The organism is Rhizohabitans arisaemae, assembly GCF_025996515.1.
Taxonomy (GTDB): domain Bacteria; phylum Actinomycetota; class Actinomycetes; order Streptosporangiales; family Streptosporangiaceae; genus Rhizohabitans; species Rhizohabitans arisaemae.
Genome location: NZ_BLRH01000060.1, coordinates 398,066 through 415,571 on the forward strand (window position 1 = coordinate 398,066; position 17,506 = coordinate 415,571).

The following is a 17,506-nucleotide window of genomic DNA, read 5'->3' on the forward strand; positions in this document are numbered from 1 at the left end:
CGGACGCCCCGGATTCAAGCGGAATCGCGACCCGGTTTACCGGGGATCACTCCCATTCGATGGTGCCCGGCGGCTTGCTGGTGACGTCGAGGGTGACCCGGTTGATCTCGCGCACCTCGTTGGTGATCCGGGTGGAGATCCGGGCGAGCACGTCGTACGGCACCCGTGCCCAGTCCGCGGTCATCGCGTCCTCGGAGGTCACGGGGCGGAGCACGACGGGATGTCCGTAGGTCCGCCCGTCGCCCTGAACCCCCACGGAGCGGACGTCGGCGAGGAGCACCACCGGACACTGCCAGATGTGCCCGTCAAGGTCGGCCCGGGAGAGCTCCTCCCGGGCGATCGCGTCGGCTTCCCGGAGGATGTCCAGGCGGTCGCGGGTGACCTCGCCGATGATCCGGATGCCCAGACCCGGCCCGGGGAACGGCTGCCGCCCGACGATCGCGGCCGGAAGGCCGAGCTCCAGCCCGGCACGCCGTACCTCGTCCTTGAACAGCCAGCGCAGCGGCTCGACCAGCGTGAACCGCAGGTCGTCGGGGAGGCCGCCCACGTTGTGGTGGGACTTGATGTTCGCGGTGCCCGTACCCCCGCCGGATTCGACGACGTCGGGGTAGAGGGTGCCCTGGACCAGGAAGTCCACCTGCTCGTGCGCGGAGATCTCCCGCGCCGCGGCCTCGAAGACCCGGATGAACTCCCTGCCGATGATCTTCCGCTTCTCCTCCGGGTCGACCACCCCGACGAGCGCGGTGAGGAACCGGTCGGCGGCGTCCACCACGTGCAGCTGCACCCCGGTGGCGGCGACGAAGTCCTTCTCCACCTGCTCGGCCTCACCCTTGCGGAGCAGCCCGTGGTCGACGAAGACGCAGGTGAGCCGGTCGCCGATGGCCCGCTGCACGATCGCGGCGGCCACCGCGGAGTCGACCCCGCCGGACAGCCCGCAGATGGCGCGGCCGGTCGGCCCGATCTGCTCGGCCACCGCGGTGACGGCGTCCTCCACGATGTTCAGCATCGTCCAGGAGGGACGGCAGCCCGCGGCCTCGTAGAGGAAGCGGCGCAGCACGTCCTGCCCGTGCTCGGAGTGGAGCACCTCGGGGTGGAACTGCACGCCGTACAGCCCGCGCTCGGTGTCCTCCATGGCGGCGACCGGGGTGACCTCGGTGGCGGCGGTGACGGCGAACCCCTCGGGCGCCGCGGCGACCGAGTCGCCGTGCGACATCCAGACCGACAGCGCGGCCGGAAGCCCGGCGAAGAGCACCCCTTCGTCGACCACCGCGAGCGGCGTGCCGCCGTACTCGGCGATGTCGGTCCTTTTCACCTCGCCGCCGAGGGCCAGCGCCATCGCCTGGAAGCCGTAGCAGATACCGAAGGTCGGCAGGCCGGTCTCGAAGAGGCCGGCCGGGACGGCCGGGGCCCCTTCGGCGTAGACCGAGGACGGCCCGCCGGAGAGGATGATCGCCTTCGGGTTCCGCTTGAGCATCTCCTCGACCGGCATGGTCGAGGGGACGATCTCCGAGTAGACGGAGCATTCGCGGACACGCCTGGCGATGAGCTGCGCGTACTGCGCGCCAAAGTCGACGACGAGGACGGTGTCGAAGTCAGACACGTGGTTCAGGACCCCCAGTGAGCTGCGGAGTCCTCAGTCTATCCGGCCCGCTTGACCCGTCGGCGGAAAGAGCCGGATAGCGGGCTACTTCAGGCGAAGGCGCCGCATGGCCTTGAGGAGTCCGGTGAGGGTGTCGGCGTATTTCTCGTAGGACATCCCCAGCACCGGGTCGAATCCGATCAGGCTCTGCGCGGCGATCGTCTGCACCTCGGTGTATTTGAGCAGGCCTTCGGCCCCGTGGCGGCGGCCGAGCCCGGAGGACTTCATCCCGCCCATCGGGGCGTCGTAGGAGGCGAACGCCGCCCGGTAGCCCTCGTTGATGTTGACGCTGCCCGTCTTGAGCTGGGCGGCCAGGTGCCACCCTCGCTGCGGGTTCCGCGTCCAGATCGAGGCGTTCAACCCGTAGTCGGAATCGTTAGCCCGAAATATCGCCTCTTTATCGGATTTAACGCGATAGAGGGAGACGACCGGGCCGAAGGTCTCGCTCCGGCAGAGCTTCATCTCCTCGGTGACACCGGCGAGCACCGTGGGCTCGTAGAAGTACGGCCCCAGGTCTGGCCGGGCCTTACCCCCGGCGAGCACCGTCGCCCCCCTGACCACCGCGTCCGCCACATGGGCCGAGACCGCCTCCAGCTGGCGCAGGGAGGTGAGCGACCCCATGTCCACCGACCAGTCCAGCCCGGAACCGAGCCGCATGTTCTTCACCTGCCGGACGAACCGCTCGGCGAAGTCGGCGTAGACCGACTCGTGGACGTAGATCCGCTCCGCGGAGACGCAGAGCTGTCCCGCGTTGGCGAAACAGGCCTGCAGGGCACCGTGCGCGGCCAGGTCCAGGTCGGCGTCGTCCAGCACGAGCATCGCGTTCTTCCCGCCGAGCTCCAGCGAGCAGCCGATCAGCCGCTCCGCCGCCGCCTCGGCGATCTTACGGCCCGCGGCGGTGGAGCCGGTGAACGAGACGTAGTCGGCCTCCTCGAACAGCGGACCGCCGACCTCACCCGGCTCCCCGGTCACCACCTGCCAGATCTCGGCCGGCATACCCAGCTCGACCAGGAGGTCGATCGTCCACAGGGTGGAAAGCGCGGTCTGGGAGTCCGGCTTGTGCACGACCGCGTTTCCCGCGATCAGGGCCGGGACGACGTCGGTCACCCCGAGCGAGAGCGGGTAGTTCCACGGGGAGATGACCGCGACCACGCCTTTGGGGTGGCGCAGCTCGTACGCCTTGGTGGCCACCGGGAAGATCCCCTTGCGGCGCCGCGGCTTCAGCAGGCTCGGCGCACGCCGTACGTAGTACAGGGTGCACCCGGCGACGTCCACCACCTCTTCGACCGCGTGCCAGCGGGCCTTGCCGGTCTCCCACTGCACGATGTCGAGGATCTCCATCCGCCGATCGAAGATCGCGTCGTACAGGCGCTCGAACGGCGCCAGCCGCTCCTTGAGCGGGGTGGCCGCCCAGGTCCGCTGCGCCTCGCGCGCCCGTTCGAAAGCCGTGGCGACGTCGGCGGCGGTGGAGACCGGAAGCTCGGCGAAGGGCTCCCCGGTGAAGGGGGCGATCACCGGCCGGGTTTCGCCCCCGGAGACGACCCGCCGGGTGAGACGGGCCAGCATGTCGACGTTGAGCTCACGGTCCACGGTGATCGGCGCCATGGTTTGAATCCTATTCGCGCATCCTCCGTACGACTACCGCCCGGTAACCCTGGAACCTTGACGGACAGGTAGGCGTCAAACAGCCATGAACAGGACTTGTACAATCGCCGCGGCCGTGATAATCACGGGGCTCCTGGCCGCGGGATGTACATCCGGCGCGAGTAGCCCGGACCCCGCCCCGAACAAAGCGGTAAACCTCGGTGAGATCCAGCTGGTCAACTACTCCAGCTGCGACGACCTGCTGCAGGGGCTGCGCGAGGCCGCGAGCAAGAACCTCTCCCGGCTCGGATTCCACCCCGGCATCGCCTACTCCGAAGCCGCGCCCGCAGCGCCCAACAGCAAGACGGCCGCCCAGGACTCCGGCGGTTTCCGCCTGGCGGGCTCCTCCGGGTCGTACTCCACCACAAACGTGCAGGAAGCCGGGGTCGACGAGCCGGACATCGTCAAGACCGACGGGAAGCGAATCGTCAACGTCACCGACGGGGTACTCCGGGTCATCGACGTCGCCACCCGCAAGGTCACCGGCTCACTGCGCATCCTGGACAAAGAGCAGAGCTACAGCCCGACCAAACTCCTGGTCAGCGGCGACCGCGCGCTCGTCCTGGTCCAAGGCGTCCCCCTGGCGTCGGCGACGACGAAGATCAAGCCCGGCTACGCCGTGCCGTACGGGTCGAAGTTCCTTCTCGTCGACCTGTCCGCGACCGAACCCAAACTCCTCAACTCGATGACCGCCGAAGGCGAGTACGTCGACGGACGGATGGTCGGCTCGACCGCCCGCCTGGTGGTTCGCAACAGACCTGACATCACGCTCCCCAGCGCGAACCAGGGTTCCAGCACCAAGGACTATCTGGAGCTTCTGCGCGAAACCATCGGCAAAGCACCGCTGGAGGCGTGGCTCCCCCAGTACGAGATCGACGGTGAGAAGAAGACCGTCCCCTGCGAGCAGATCAGCCACCCCGACGAGTACACCGGCACCTCACTGGTGACCGTGCACACCGTCGACCTGAACACCGGCCTCCAGCCCGTCTCCATCGGCGTCGTCGCCGACGGGGACACCGTGTACAGCTCGGCCACCAACCTGTATGTGGCGAGCAACCCCTACTGGTGGGGAGTGCCGTTCATGCCCGAGCCGCTGCCCCCGCCGGTCCCGGCGCCCACACCGGCCTCCGGCGCGACCGCGGTCCCCGCTCCACCCCCCGGTGTGACCCCCGCCCCGGCACCCGCCGAGACCCGGACCCCGGCCGATCCCGTACAGACCGAGATCCCGGAAACCCGGCTGCAGGCCACCCCCACGGGCGGCCCCACCCCCGTCAAGTCACCTCTACCGGCGGACGCCGCCACCGAACCCCCACCCGTCAAGCCGTCGGCCGCCACCGTCCAGCCGCCTCCCCCGCCGAAGGAGGAGACGCAGATCCACCGGTTCGACCTGAGCCAGCCCGGCAGCCCGCGCTACGTCGCCTCCGGCAAGATCCCCGGCCGTCTGCTCAACCAGTACTCCCTCTCCGAGCATGAAGGCCACCTCCGGGTCGCCACCACGACCACCGACCAGGTTCCCCTCGCGCCCGGACCGGCCGACGAGCCCCAGCCGCAGGCGCCGACCTCAAACGGGGTGCACGTCCTCATAACCGACACCCTCCAGCAGGTCGGCGAAGTCACCGGTCTCGGCAAGAACGAGCGGATCTACTCGGTCCGCTTCATGGGGCCCATCGGCTACGTCGTCACCTTCCGGCAGACCGACCCGCTGTACTCGCTCGACCTGCGCGACCCCGCCGCCCCCAAGGTCACCGGCGAACTGAAGATCACCGGCTTCTCGTCCTACCTGCACCCCGCCGGCGACGGCAGGCTCATCGGCGTCGGCCAGGAAGCCGACGCCAAGGGCCGCATCCTCGGCACCCAGGTCTCCCTGTTCAACGTGGCCGACCCCGCCAACCCGAACCGCCTCGACCAGTACCACGAGAAGAACACCTTCTCCGAGGCCGAGCACAACCCGCACGCGTTCCTCTACCGCCCCGACACCGGCCTCACCGTCATCCCCATCGGCCGCAACGACGGCAAACCCGGCGGTGCCCTCGTCCTGACCGTCCGTGACGGCAAGATCACCAAGCAGGGCCTGCTCAAGCACCCCGAGAAGAACGGCCGGAACGCCTACGACGGCCGCACCGCCCTCCTCCGCACCATCCTCATCGGCGACTCCCTCTGGACCCTCTCCCCCTCCGGCTTCGAAGTCACCGAAACCCAAACCCTCACCGACAAAGCCTGGATCCCCCTCTCCACCCAGTAAGACGCAAAGCCGCGGAGCTCGTACGGGCTCCGCGGCGCTTTTCTCCGCGCCCGGTACGGGCTCTGCGGCTACGGACCCGACAAGTTGCTTCCGCTCGGGACGGTTCTCCCCTCGAACGCCGGAAACCGGCCACTCGGTACGGGCTGCGCGGCCCTTTCCCGTGTTCCGGTACGGGCTGCGCGGCCTTCCGGCTCGGCGAATCGCTGCCGCTCGGTACGCGGCTCTCCCTCAGCCGGCCAGGCAACCCACCGGGTACGGGCTCGCCTTGGCGGGGCACAGCTCATAGGCCTGCACTGGGTGTTTTGCTTAGACACTTCATCTATTTCACGTTGTGGTAGCACAGGGTCGCCTTATGTAACCATGGAATAGGAATTCACAGTGATTTCCAGAGTTGCCGGGTAGCTCGGCGGGCTCGACGTCGTATTGAGGACGGGCGACCGTCATGTGGCCGCTGCGGCGATGTACGCCCTGATCATTCCCCCGGCACGATCGGCGGTTACGGTGTCCCTGATCACCGAGCTTGCGGCACGGTTGCGCGCCATCGCGGACGCCCTTCCCATGGAAGCCTTGGAATCCGGCCGGGAGAGCCTGGAAACCGCGATCCACACCCTCACACCGGTGGCCGACGGTGGTTCCTCTCCGCTACCTGAGCACGCGCTGGCGCACTTCAGCGGTGCGTTGAACCATGTTGAGAACGCCCGCGGCCATATGCCGAGGTGCCATGACCTGATCATTCTTTACGCGGCGACGATTCTCGGCCATGGCTGGGTCGTCGCACCCCCGCGATACCACGGCGCCCCGTTCAACGCCGACTACGAAGACTGGGTGAGACGTGAATGCGGCGGACCGCCAGGTCGCGAGTACCTTGTCGTTCGTGGCGACGAGAAGGTCCTGTTCGACGCGGCCAGAACCGAACAGCGGGATGGCATACCAGTTGAGGTACTTATCGATGCCAAAGGCCGATACGCCCAATTCATCGACAAGGCAACCGGCGAGTTCCACTCATGGTGGGCTGAATCCAGACGCAGTGGGCTGCCCAAGCTGAAGGAGCGGGCGCTGGATCAAGTACAGGTGGGTGCGGGGCGACCAGTGGAGTGGTGGTGCGCCGAGCGCAACGTAGCCCGCCTACTCAATGGGATATTCGCACTGGACAATCGGCTTGCAGGCCGGATTCGTGCGGTGCATCGGCCGATGCCGCCGGAATGAGAAAGGATGGCTCCGTGCGAATCGACGAATGGACGATCTCGACGGGTTCTCATGTCCCGATGGAGCGCTGGCACGGGGAAGCCCGGCGGCTGCGTGATCTTCTGGACGTAGTCGCGAATCATGTGTCCGAGGCCTACGGTGTTCCACTCGTCTGGCATTCGGAGGACGTGACATCTGATCAGTGGGCCGATCTGAACGCCATCGCCGCCGAGATGGTCGCCAGCCGCCGTCTCGACGACTTCGGGAACATGCTGGATTTTGTGGGGACCAGCAGCGTTGTCCAGGGCCGCTTGTCGGATAGACCCAAGAACATGATCAACTCATTCTGGACAGCCGGCGCACTGGACGAATGGCCCTTCACCGCTACGTTCGGGTTCTACACCCGCTATCCAACCGATCAGGGTGGTGCCCGCGTCCTGCGGGAGCACTCAGTGTCCTGGCTGATCTCCCTGGTTGGTGGTGTCGTTGAAGCCTCCGACGCCGCAACGGTGCGCATCACCAACAATCGGCTCCTCGACGAACTCATCGACGTCCGCGACGCAGTTCAGGCTTCAACGGTTACCTACGTGCCGCCGGAGGTGGACGCCGCCGGGCTGCCGGACACGCTGACGGTGTATCCCTGTCCCGCCCCGGCCGGGGGCAGTGTGGTGGTCGCCGACCTGGAGCTGGCCGCGAACGCCCCCGAGCGCCTCGTGGACGACCTTCTCCTCTTGGACGACCGGCTACGCGCCCGTACTCCCTGATCTCCAGTCCCTCGACGAGGACACCCGGCGACGTGCACCTCCCGGGAACGCTGCCCTACGCCGATGATCGTCCTGTACGGGCTCAGCCGGGTGAATCAGCCGTGAGGTTCTTCGGCTCCCCAGTCTCCCCGATGCCGAGGAAGGTTCACGCAGATCAACCGCGACTCCGGTCAGCGTGCCGGCGCCTCGTCGGGCAGCCGGAGCCGGAAGCGGTGGAGGCCGCTGACTCCGCCGGCCAGCAGCTCTCCGCTCCCGGGCAGCCAGGCGACGCCGTGCAGCATGGACCCGGTCTGTACGGCGGCGACGCAGTTTCCTCCCGCGGCCACGTCCCACACACGGACCGTCGCGTCGGAGCCGGCGCTGGCCAGCCGCAAGCCGTCCGTGGACACCGCAACCGCCAGAACCGTATGCCTATGCCCGGTCAGCACCCCGCGCGGTTCCCCGTCGGCGTCCCACAGTCGCACCGAACCGTCATCGCCTCCGCTGGCAAACCACGAGCCGTCCGGGGACACCGCCACCGCACGCACCGGACCGGAATGGCCGATCAGCTCCGCCCGTTCGCCACCGTCGGCATGCCACAGCCGCACCATCCCGTCCCGGCCTCCGCTGACCAGCCACGAACCGTCCGGGGACACCGCAACCGCATTCACCATGCCCTGGTGACCCGTCAACACCCCGCGCTCGTCCCCATCGGCCCCCCACAACCGCACCGTCCCGTCCCCGCCGGCGCTGACCAGCCACGAGCCGTCCGGGGACACCGCAACCGACCCCGCGAAAGAGGCATGTCCGGCCAGCACCCCGCGCTTGGTTCCGTCGGCCCACCACAGCTGCGGCGTCTTGCTCCAGCCGGCGCTGACCAGCCATGAGCCGTCCGGAGCCACCGCAACCGCGCTTACCAATGCCGGATGACCGTGCAGCACCGGAGACGCACAACCAGCGACGCCCCAGAGCCGCACCGTCCCGACCGCACCTCCGACGGCAAACCACGAGCCGTCCGGGGACACCGCCACCGCATGCACTCCATCGGAATAGCCCTTCAGCACCCTCCGTTCGCTCCCGTCGGCCCCCCACAGCCGGACCATCCCGTCGTAGCCGGCGCTGACCAGCCATGACCCGTCCGGAGCCACCGCAACGGCCTCCACCGCGTCCCCATGCCCGGCCAGCACTTCCCGCGCGCCGCCGTCGGCCCCCCACAGCCGCACCGTCCCGTCCCAGCCGCCGCTGACCAGCCACGAACCGTCCGGGGACACCGCCACCGCGGACACCATGCGCCGATGGCCGGTCACGACCCCCTGTGCGCTGCCGTCGGCTCCCCACAGCCGCAGCGTCCCGTCCCAGCCTCCGCTGACCAGCCATGTGCCGTCCGGAGCCACCGCGACCGCGCATACCGGACCGTCATGCCCGGTCAGCACCCCCCGTTCACCGCCGTCGGCCCCCCAGAGCCGCAGCGTCCCGTCCCGGCCTCCGCTGACCAGCCACGAGCCGTCCGGAGCCACCGCCACCGCGTGAACCCCACCCTCATGCCCCACCAGTACCCCACGCTCGTCCCCATCGGTTCCCCACAACCGCACCGTCCCACCCCGGTCGCCGCCGACCAGCCACGAACCGTCCGGGGACACCGCCACCGCGGAGATGCCGGAGTCATGTCGCAGCACCCCCCGTTCGTCCCCGTCGGTCCCCCAGAGCCGCAGCGTCGCGTCCTCTCCCCCGCTGACCAGCCACGAACCGTCCGGGGCCACCGCCACCGCGGACACCTCGCCGTCATGTTCCGCCGACATGACCCGTTGATCGCCGTCGACTCCCCACAACCGCACCCGCCCGTCCCGGCCGGCACCGGCCAGCCATGATCCATCCGGGGACACGGCAACCGCGGATATCCCGAAATGGCCCGTCCGCCGGTACCCAACAGGGTGTGGAATCTCGGGCAACGGCCAGACGGGACTCAGGAACGGGATTCCGCTTTCCTGGAGCCGATCGGCGAACTCCGGCAACTCGCCGAGGTGGGTGAGCCGGTTCCCCGAGGACAGCGACTCCGCCCCGAGATCCCCCAGCAGGTGGCCGCTCCGGGCCATCAGCCGCGCCAATCCGGCCGTACCGGGTGCGTCGCACAGCCTGAGATCCGACGCCAGGGCCAGCGGTCCGTCCCGGTGGAGCCGTGCGTCGATCCAGCGCAGATCACGGGCGAGTGCGGTGAACTCCTGCGAACGTCCACCGCCGTGCAGATGGTACGCGAGGTGGTTCCGCAGGTAACCCTCATCAGGCGGCAGATCCCACCAGGCGGTGTCCGGCCCGCCCGCGACGGGCGGCGAACCCCTGAGCTGATCGATCAACCTGCGATGGGCCGCCGCCGTCCCTGCGGGCCCGAGTCCGTCCTCGGACCGGGCGTAGTCCTGGACCACCGCGTGCAGCATCGGCTCGCCGAACCGGCCTCTGCCGATGAGGGACAACCCGCCAAGCCGATCGCACAGCTCCCCGGACTGTTCGGCGGTCAGCCCCGAGCCCCGCCAGAGCAGGGCGATCACGCTCGTCGGCACCTCGACGTCCTCGGGAAAGACCCCCAGTTCCAGAAACCGGTCCCGAACCCCGAGCACCTCCAGGCTGTACTCCACGACTTCCCCTACGGCGATCTCCCGGATGTCCGGCGCCCCCGCACGGCCTAGCCGTGCCACCGCACGCCCGGCCGCGGTGTCCACCGCGGTACCCCGGGCCACATCGTCGGCGAGCCGCCTGTTCAGCAGGGCCAGTGAAAGCGCCCTGCCTCCGGTCAGCGCCACCAGCCGGGCCACGTGCTCCTCCCGCACCGACGGCAACCCCCGGGTGAGAACCTCGGCGGCCACCGGTTGCGCCATCCGGCCCACCGGTATCCGGACCGAGCCGATGGGCGGCGCCGCCGGCTCCCGTGTGATCAGCAGCAGCCGGGACTTGTCCGCGGCGAAGTCGAACAGCGTCAACCGGTCCCGGACCCCGTCGACGACGATGAGTTTCCGGCCGGGCCTACCGCCCAGGACCTCGCCGAGACGGCGGGCCATCCACTCGGTGCCGGGCGGTGCGGGCCTCTCATCCCCGATCTCTCCGATCAGCTCGCGGACGGCCGCGGCCTCGTCGGCGGCGGTCCCGTCCCGCCCGATCGTCACCCAGAAGACCCCTCCGGAGAAGTACCGCCGTACACGATCGAGATTGCAGACGTCGATCGCGAGCGCCGTCTTCCCGGATCCTCCTTCTCCCAGCAACGCGACGGGCACTCCCGTGGCCCCGCGCTTCAGCAATACTCCGGTGACCTGATCCAGCTCGTCCCGGCGCACCCAGGCGGGATCCCGCGGCGGCACCCGGTACAGGGCACCCGCCGGGCCGCTCCGGAACCACCACTGCCGACGTACCATGAGCCCCCCACCGTCGGCTGCGCACCCGATCCCAAAGTAACGGCCCCGACGCCTATCCGCTTGTACGGATACGACTCGAGCTCGTGCCGGACCCGCGATCCGCAGGCGCTGAATCACGGGCACGAGAACGCCGGCCTCGGCGAGGCGGCCCCACACCTATACAGCGGCCACGGCGGCGACCAGCAGCGCGACGCTTCCGGCGATGTCGAGTACGTATTCGGCGATGCCCAGCATGCACATGGGGTGGTCGCTGTGGTGCGCGTACGCCGTTTGGTGCGCGCTGCGGGCATCCCATCCGAGATCGGCGCCGCTGGCGTGGATCTTTCCGCTGGGCATGATGGCGGTCGTGCTCATCACGGGGAACCACTAGCCGATGAATGTACGGCGGACCGCGGACCGGCCGGGACTCACAGCCCGATGGCGGACTTCGGCCCCATGTAGGAGCCCGCGCCGGGGAAGCCGTCGCGGGCCAGCCGGGCGAAAGTCTCGCCGAAGCCCAGTGCGGTCAGGTTCGCCAGCGGCACGAACTCCACGCCCCGGATCGGGCGGCTGTCCAGGCCCACCGCGACATCCCCGACGACACCGCCGACCCGGCTCGCCGCAAAGGTGATGTGCACGACATGGGTTCCGCCGACGGGAAGGTGATCGCACACGTACAGCAGGCGGCCGGGCCGTACCTCCACCCCGGTCTCCTCGCGCAGTTCCCGGACCAGGGCCTCGGCGAGGGTCTCACCGGGCTCGACCTTCCCGCCGGGCAGCGACCACGACCGGCCGGTGCCGGTGTCCTGGTTCAGCAGCAGGATCGCGTCGCCCTCGACGACCACGCCGGTGACCCTCACAATCGGCACATCAGGACGCTACCGCCGGAAGCCGGTACACAACCACCGATCCGCCGTATCGCCGTGACCGCGGGCGCCGCCATCCTCCAAACGGGGGATGGCGAGCATCGTCCGTCCGCCGGTGACTTCGGCACGGTCGCACGATTCGAAGGCCGGGGCCTCTCTCGCACACTCGACGGGAACCCATCGAACCGAGGAGGAAACGTGGTTGCCACCCTGGGGTTGCGACCCGTCGGGGAGAGCGAGCGCCGGCTCGCCCCCGACCTCGCCAGAGGCGTCATGCTGGCGCTGATCGCCGTGGCCAACTCCGCCGTCTACCTGTACGGCCGTCCGTACGGCATCCGGCAGCACATCATCGAGCACGACCTGCCGGACCGGGTGACGGCGACGCTGAACATGACACTCGTGGACGCGCGGGCCTACCCGATGTTCGCCGCGCTGTTCGGTTACGGCATGGTGCAGATCTGGAACCGTCGGCGAAACGACGACGAAGGGCGGCGGGTCCTGAGGCGGCGCAGCCGGTGGCTGATCGCCTTCGGGGCGGTCCACGCCGTGCTGCTGTTCTCCGGGGACGTGCTCGGAGTCTACGGGCTGCTCGGGCTGGCGATATGCCGGTTGCTGCGGGTGCGCGACCGGACGTTGCTGATCATCGCCTCGGTCTGGCTCGTCCCCGTCGCCCTACTGTCGGCGGTGGTCTACAGCACGCCGTACGGCACCGCGGAGCGCACGTACTTCTGGTCGTTCGCCGCCGAGAACCCGCTGACGGCGCTGGCGCTGCGCCCGATCGAGTGGGTGACGACCCCCATCGGGATGACGGGCGTGTTCACCGCCGCGCTCGTGGGGGTCTGGGCGGGGCGGCGGGAGCTGCTGTCCGTACCGGATCGCCTGGTACGGCGGGCCGCGGTGTGGGGGCCGCTCACCGGAGCGCTCGGCGGGCTTCCCCTGGGGTTGCTCGGCGGCGGGTTCCTCGACCGGGCCGAACCCGGCGTGGTGATGGGGCTCAACGCCCTCCACATCGTGTCGGGCATCGCCGGCGGACTGGGGTACGCGGCACTGATCGCCCTGGTCGCGCAGTGGATCGGGACGAGGCATGGCCCCCTGACGACCGCGCTGTCGGCCTGCGGACAGCGCTCGCTGACGTGCTACCTTCTGCAATCGGTGGTGTTCGTGGCGTTGCTTTCGCCTTATACGCTCGGACTCGGGGGACGGCTGGGGTCCGCCGCCACGGCCCTGCTGGCGATCGGCACATGGGCCGCGACGGTGGTGGCGGCCGAGTTCATGCGCAGGGCCGGAGTACGGGGACCCGCCGAGTCGCTGCTGCGGCGCCTGACCTATCCACGTAGGTGAGAGCGAGGGCGGCGATGCTGCGAGTCCGATTCTGGGAGACGGCTTGGCGGGCCCTGCTCCTGGGTTTCCTCGGAGCGGCCGCCCTGATCTCGACGGTCGACCCGTCGGCGCCGGTACGCGATCGGGCCGTCACGCTGGTGCTGGCCGCCACCCTGGCGGTGTGGCACTGGTGGATGGTGCTGGCGCACCCGGACTGGCCGGAACGGACGCTCGCGCCGATGGCCGTCTACTTCACCGTACTGCTTGCGCTGGTGTGGGTGCTGTCCTCGCGCCATCCGGCGTACGGGCTTGTGGTGCTCGCCTGTTTCCCGACGGCGTTCGCGACGCTTCCCGGACGGTACGCCTACGTCGGAGTGGCCGCCACGTCGCTCCTCGCCGTAGGCGACGCGTCCGCCCTCCTCAGCGCCGAGATCCCCTGGCCGAGCGTTCCGGCGCTCGCCGGAACGGTCCTGGCGGCGTTCATCGGCTGGAGCATCAGGGCTCTGGAGAAGGAGGTCGAGCTCCGGTGCGCGTCGAACTTGGCGCTGGAGAGCGCCAACCTCCGTTTGGCCCAGCTCGGCGAGGAGAACGCCGAGCTGCAGGGCAGGCTGCTGGCCGCGGCTCGCCAGACCGGCGTCGCCGGGGAGCGCGGGCGGCTGGCGAGGGAGATCCACGACACCGTCGCGCAGGGCCTGACGGGCATCGTCATGCAGCTTGAGGCCGCCGAGGAGGCCGCGAACGACGCCGACGCGGTACGGCGGCGGCTGGCCGTGGCCCGGAACCTGGCCAGGGAGAGCCTGGCCGAGGTCCGCCGCTCCCTGGACGACCTGCGTCCGGGGCCGCTGGCGGAGACCAGGCTGCCCGAGGCGCTGGCGGCGCTGGTCTCCGGCTGGGGCGCCACGCACGAGACGCCCGCCACGCTGACCGTCACCGGGACCGCCCGGCTGCTGCATCCCGAGGTCGAGGTGACCGTGTACCGGGCGGTTCAGGAGGCGCTGGCCAACGTGGCCAGACACGCCGAAGCCGGGAAGACCGGCGTCACCCTTTCGTACATGGAGGATGTGGTGGTGGCCGATATCCGGGACGACGGTGCGGGATTCGACCCCTCCGCGGTGGGCGGGGCCGGCTTCGGGCTCACCGCCATGCGGCAGCGGGTCGTCCGGCTCGCCGGGAACGTCGAGGTGGAGTCCGCGCCCGGTCAGGGCACCGCGGTCAGCGTGACGGTCCCCGCGATCCCCGCCGAAGCCGAGCGGGAGGCGCGGTGAGCATCCGGCTGGTGATCGTGGACGACCATCCCGTCGTGCGGGACGGCCTGCGGGGCATGTTCGTGGAGCAGGCCGACCTGGAGGTCGTGGGTGAGGCGGAGGACGGGGAGCGCGGGCTGGCCGTGGCCGTCCGGGAACGTCCCGACGTGGTGCTGACCGACCTGCGGATGCCCGGCGGGGGAGCGGCGTTCATCGGGCTGCTGGCGCAGCGGGTGCCCTCGGCCCGGGTGCTGGTGCTGACCACCTACGACGGGGACGAGGACGTGCTGCCGGCGCTGACCGCGGGCGCGGTCGGCTACCTGCTCAAGGACTCCCCGCGTGAGGAGGTCTTCCGCGCCGTACGGGCGGCGGCCGTGGGCGAGACGGTGCTGTCCCCCGCTGTGGCGGCCCGGGTGCTGAACCGGGTTCGCAGGCCCGCCCCCGCCGAGTTGAGCGAACGCGAGAAGACCGTGCTCGCCCTGGTCGCGCGGGGCTCCACCAACAAGGAGGCGGCCGCGGCGCTGTTCATCAGCGAGACGACGGTGAAGACCCATCTGGCGCACATCTACGCCAAGCTCGGCGTCTCGGACCGGGCCTCGGCCGTGGCCACCGCCTACAGCCGGGGCCTGCTGTCCTGACGGTTTCCGTACCGGACCGGGTACGGCCTCCGGCGGCCGACCCCGCTAAGACGACGGCATCCGCAAGGCGAAGCACCGGACGCCTTCGGGAAGACCGACGGCCAGACCTTTGTCCCCGGGCAGCCACTCGACGGTGGAAACACCGCTATCGGTCCTCATCGCCGCGACGCACGAGCCGCCTTCGGCCGTACTCCACACACGCACGGTACGGTCGGCGCTCGCGCTGGCCAGCCACCCCCCGCCCGGTGCGGCCACCAGGCGGAGCACCGGACGGGTGTGGCCGGTCAGCACAGCCCGCCTCGTACCGTCGGCGTTCCACAGCCGAACCGTCCCGTCGTCCCCCGCGCTCGCCAGCCACGATCCGTCCGGAGCGACGGCCACCTCCAGCACCTCGCCGGTGTGACCCTTCAGAATGCCGCGGGCGGCCCCGTCGGCGCCCCACAGCCGCAATGAGCCATCGAAACTGGCGCTGACCAGCCACGATCCGTCGGGGGCGATCACCAGCCCATTCACCAGGTCGACATGGCCACCCAGCGTCGCGCGCTTGGCGCCACCGACGTTCCACAGCCGGACGGCTTTGTCGTCACCGCTCGCGAACCACGACCCGTCCGGGGCGACGGCCAGTGCCGACACCGGACCGACGTGCCCGCCCAGCACCGCGTGCTCCCGGCCGTCCGCATCCCACAGGCGAACCGTCCCGTCATCACCGCCGGTCGCGAACCACGACCCGTCCGGGGCCATCACCGCCGCCCACACCGGGCCCCCGTGTCCGTCGCGCGTCGCGCGTTCCGCCCCGTCGGGCCCCCACAGCCGTACCCGGCCGTCCTCTCCGGCGGTCACGAACCACGACCCATCCGGAGCGATCAGCACCCGCCACACCGAGCCGGTGTGACCCGCGACGACGGCCCGCTCCTGGCCTTTGGCACCCCACAGCCGTACCGTCCCGTCCTGTCCCCCGCTCACCAGCCACGATCCGTCCGGAGCGACCGCCAGCACGTCCGCCGGACCCCAGGGATGCGGCGACTCGGGCCACAGCGGCGACAGATGGGGAACCGTGCCGAGATGACGGCGAATCCCGGCGGCGAGTTCCGGTGATGCGCTCAGCTGGGTGAGCCGGTTTCCGAGGGACAGTCCCTCGGATTCGAGATCGCCAAGCAGGTCGCCCTTGGCGGTGAGGAGCAGGTCGAGCTCCGCCGTCTGCGGCGTCTCGCACAGCGCCAGGTCCGCCACGAACGCCTGAGGGCCCGCTCGGTGCAGCTTGGCGAGGATCCAGCGCACGTCGCCGACGAGTTCGGTGAGTTCCTGCCCGCGTTCGGCGTCAAACAGGTGATAGGTGAGGTTGTGCCACAGGTAGTGTGCGTCGGGCGGCAGGTTCCACCAACCCGCGTCGGTTGCGGGGAGCAGCGTCCTGGCTTGATCGATCAGTTTCCGGTGGACCGCGACGATCCCGTCCTGCCCCAGCCCGGCGCCGGAACACGCGTAGGCGCAGAGCGGGTCGGGCAGCCGGAGAACCGGCTCCGACCCTTCCTCCCGGCGCAGGGTGACCGGAATCGCCTCGGCCAGCCGCGCGCAGAGCCGCTCGGACCCCCCGGCGTCCAGCCCGGAGCCCTGCCACAGCAATGCGACCACACTGAGCGGGATATCGGTTTCCTCCGGGAACACCCCCAACTCCAGGCACAGATCCCGGTCGCCGACGCTCAGGGATTCCATCCCGAGTTCGACGACCGTCCGAATCGCCGCTTCCCGCTGCTGAGGGAGAGCCATGTCCGGTTCGGCCGACCCGACACCCCGCAGCCGCCCGATCACCCGCTCCATCGCCGCGTTCACCTCGACGCCCCGGGCCACCTCGACGGCGAGCCGCCTGTTCACCCAGGTCAACACCGGCGGCCAGTCACCGGCCGACTCCAGCAGCCGGCTCAGCTGGCCGGTGCGCGCCGACGGCAGGCCCAGGGTGACCAACCGGGTGGCGGCCTGCCGGGTCATCCGGTCCACCTGAATCACGACCGAGTGACCGGGCAGGGCCCGGGCCTGCCGCGTGGTCACCAGGAGCCGGGACTTCTCGGCGACCGGCCGGAACGGATCCAGCTGATCGGCGTCCCAGACGCCGTCGACCACGAGGAGCACCCGTCCGCTCGACTTCGCCAGAACCTCCGCCAATCGAGCGGTGACCGCCTCCGGGTCGCATACCTGCGGACGTTCATCACCCAGCTCGACGGCGAGCCGACCGACGGACGCGATCGTCTCGGCATCGGTCCGGTGCGGTCCGACCGACAACCAGACGACACCCCCGGAGAAATACCGCCGGACCCGCTCGTGGTGGCAGGCCGCGACCGCCAGGGAGGTCGTGCCGAACCCCTCGGCTTTCCGTACGGCGCTGACCAGGCCGACCGTCCCGTTCGACCCGCTTGCCAGTGTCCGCACCACGTGGTCCAGTTCGTCGCGGTGCACCCAGCCGGGATCCGCGGGCGGCACCCGGAGCAACGGGCCGCCGGCCGTACCCGAGCGGCCGAGCCAGCCCGTAACCGTCGTCAGCAGGCCACCTTTGACAACCGTTCCCCGACGCGCCATTCCCCACCCCGAATGTCGGCTTTGCCCCATGAACCTT

General features: G+C 70.0%; 12 protein-coding genes. 7 read left to right on the top strand and 5 right to left on the bottom strand.

What is annotated here, in order from left to right:
* Positions 1–46: 46 nt before the first annotated feature.
* Entirely contained in the window at positions 47–1,600 is a 1,554-nt protein-coding gene (gene guaA / locus RUR_RS30240; protein WP_283138625.1) for a glutamine-hydrolyzing GMP synthase, read from the bottom strand.
* An 84-nt stretch (positions 1,601–1,684) separates the two neighbouring features.
* Positions 1,685–3,244 carry a succinic semialdehyde dehydrogenase gene (locus RUR_RS30245; protein WP_283138626.1) on the bottom strand — a complete coding sequence of 520 codons (1,560 nt, stop codon included), beginning with the start codon at positions 3,242–3,244 and terminating at the stop codon, positions 1,685–1,687.
* A gap of 115 nt (positions 3,245–3,359) precedes the next feature.
* On the opposite strand from RUR_RS30245, the gene RUR_RS30250 reads away from it, so the two are divergent.
* From RUR_RS30250 to RUR_RS30260, 3 genes are all read left to right on the top strand, one after another.
* Complete coding sequence (locus RUR_RS30250) at positions 3,360–5,525, top strand: beta-propeller domain-containing protein (RefSeq protein ID WP_283138627.1); 2,166 nt, start codon at positions 3,360–3,362, stop codon at positions 5,523–5,525.
* Between the two features lie 459 nt (positions 5,526–5,984).
* On the top strand, positions 5,985–6,731 hold the full coding sequence (locus tag RUR_RS30255) for a hypothetical protein (RefSeq protein ID WP_283138628.1): 747 nt from the start codon (positions 5,985–5,987) through the stop codon (positions 6,729–6,731).
* Positions 6,732–6,745: 14 nt separating this feature from the next.
* Positions 6,746–7,474 (top strand): hypothetical protein, encoded by a 729-nt coding sequence (locus tag RUR_RS30260; protein ID WP_283138629.1) that lies wholly within the window; start codon positions 6,746–6,748, stop codon positions 7,472–7,474.
* Positions 7,475–7,644: 170 nt separating this feature from the next.
* Here RUR_RS30260 and RUR_RS30265 read toward each other — a convergent pair whose 3' ends face one another.
* Complete coding sequence (locus RUR_RS30265; RefSeq protein WP_283138630.1) at positions 7,645–10,854, bottom strand: NB-ARC domain-containing protein; 3,210 nt, start codon at positions 10,852–10,854, stop codon at positions 7,645–7,647.
* 232 nt (positions 10,855–11,086) lie between these two features.
* On the opposite strand from RUR_RS30265, the gene RUR_RS36885 reads away from it, so the two are divergent.
* Entirely contained in the window at positions 11,087–11,224 is a 138-nt protein-coding gene (locus RUR_RS36885; protein WP_428847052.1) for a phosphatase PAP2 family protein, read from the top strand.
* Positions 11,225–11,261: 37 nt separating this feature from the next.
* On the opposite strand, the gene RUR_RS30275 is transcribed toward RUR_RS36885, so the two are convergent.
* The gene (locus RUR_RS30275; RefSeq protein WP_283138632.1) at positions 11,262–11,702 is read right to left on the bottom strand and encodes an NUDIX domain-containing protein; all 441 of its coding nucleotides are present in this window, start codon (positions 11,700–11,702) and stop codon (positions 11,262–11,264) included.
* A gap of 195 nt (positions 11,703–11,897) precedes the next feature.
* Here RUR_RS30275 and RUR_RS30280 point away from each other — a divergent pair, with 195 nt between their 5' ends.
* Genes RUR_RS30280 through RUR_RS30290 form a run of 3 tightly spaced genes read left to right on the top strand, consistent with a single transcriptional unit; the run spans position 11,898 to position 14,901 of the window.
* Entirely contained in the window at positions 11,898–13,040 is a 1,143-nt protein-coding gene (locus RUR_RS30280; protein ID WP_283138633.1) for a DUF418 domain-containing protein, read from the top strand.
* Positions 13,041–13,054: 14 nt separating this feature from the next.
* Positions 13,055–14,284 carry a sensor histidine kinase gene (locus tag RUR_RS30285; RefSeq protein WP_283138634.1) on the top strand — a complete coding sequence of 410 codons (1,230 nt, stop codon included), beginning with the start codon at positions 13,055–13,057 and terminating at the stop codon, positions 14,282–14,284.
* Positions 14,281–14,901 (top strand): response regulator, encoded by a 621-nt coding sequence (locus tag RUR_RS30290; RefSeq protein WP_283138635.1) that lies wholly within the window; start codon positions 14,281–14,283, stop codon positions 14,899–14,901. The genes RUR_RS30285 and RUR_RS30290 overlap by 4 nt, the downstream gene beginning before the upstream one ends.
* Before the next feature lie 45 nt (positions 14,902–14,946).
* Here the strand turns inward: RUR_RS30290 and RUR_RS30295 are convergent, their stop codons facing one another.
* Positions 14,947–17,469 (bottom strand): NB-ARC domain-containing protein, encoded by a 2,523-nt coding sequence (locus RUR_RS30295; protein WP_283138636.1) that lies wholly within the window; start codon positions 17,467–17,469, stop codon positions 14,947–14,949.
* Positions 17,470–17,506 lie beyond the last annotated feature (37 nt).